Annotated in this window: 1 protein-coding gene; it reads right to left on the reverse strand. The window is 44.5% G+C overall.

The annotated features are described in order from the left end of the window. Window positions 1-1046, reverse strand: a 1046-nt coding sequence (locus A3712_RS19385) for a class I adenylate cyclase (protein ID WP_197465866.1), incomplete at its 3' end; no start/stop codon positions are given. Between the last annotated feature and the right edge of the window lie 179 nt (window positions 1047-1225).

Raw genomic sequence — 1225 nt, forward strand, 5'->3', positions numbered from 1 at the left:
TCACGACGCCATGCAACAGAGCCAATGCCCGCTTCACGTGACAACTTCTCGTGGGTCTTCAGATAAAAACAGCGTCTTACCAAGTCCAATCGAGTATGGTCGTTGATACGCTCTAGGTAGCGAGTCACCTTCTCTAGCATCAGATAGTAGCTATCCATGCCATAAAGATCAGGTTCATCCGCGAAGAAGCGGCGCTTAGTATCAATACTCAGTAGCTGAGTATTTGGGTATTCCCATGAATACGCTTCTAGCAAGATCGCCTTTAACACCGATTTATACGGTGAGTCGATACTCTTATAGAGCTGCCACAGGTTAGAGCCGAAGTACTCTTCAGCAGGGATGCGATTCAGCTTACCGAAATCAATCCATTGAGAACAATCAAGGTAACCATCTTGGCATAAGCCCTGAACATATTCGTCATAGCACTCTTCCATTTCTGGCGGAATGATTTGCCACAACAGGCGTTGGCCAGCTAAACGAACAGCAGAACGGTAAAACTCATCAAGTAACAGTAAGTGCTGAGAAGAGCCACAGTTATCACCGGTCATCTCTTCAGAATGGTTTGAACGGAAACGCTCTTCATCCATTAAAAAGAAGTTAGCTTCAACACCTAAGGTCTCAGCCCAATCGGTAATCAACAAACATTTATTAGTGAGGTTATCGCGTGCTGGGCCGTCCATATCTGGAGATACACACACCCAGATATCGAGGTCACTTGACGTGCTTTGACCAATAGAAGAGGTACTGCCCATGGTGTACAAACCAAGAATTGCGGGCTCCGCAGACTCGGTTAGCTTGCCACCTAAGGTAAGTTCAGTATCAGAGACAAATTGCTTTTGGAATTCATTAGGCGTGAAGCTACGAATTCCAAAAGGAACTTGTTGGTCGTAATAACCAGGCATCATAGGATGATTGAAATGAAGCAGTGCAGGAATAAGGTTAAAAACTCGTTGGCCTTGCACATTCATCAACGCCAACGCACGATCAATGCGCTGTTGATTAAGATTGTCTAATCGTTGAATCAATGTTTGAGTGTAAGCCTGCAAGGTAAGTCCTTGGTTTGAGATTAAATGCACTTCTGTTTAGTTACTGAACGAATGCAGCAACAAAACGTGATCAATTTAACACTTTTACCCCTAATGGTAAAGCAAAGGAAGCCGCCAGACTGGCCAATTCCTTAATGACAAAAAGTTAAACTCACGGCGCCGTAGTGTCCTCTGTATTG

The sequence above is a fragment of the Vibrio sp. HI00D65 genome (genome assembly GCF_001635455.1).
Classification (GTDB): Bacteria; Pseudomonadota; Gammaproteobacteria; order Enterobacterales; family Vibrionaceae; genus Vibrio.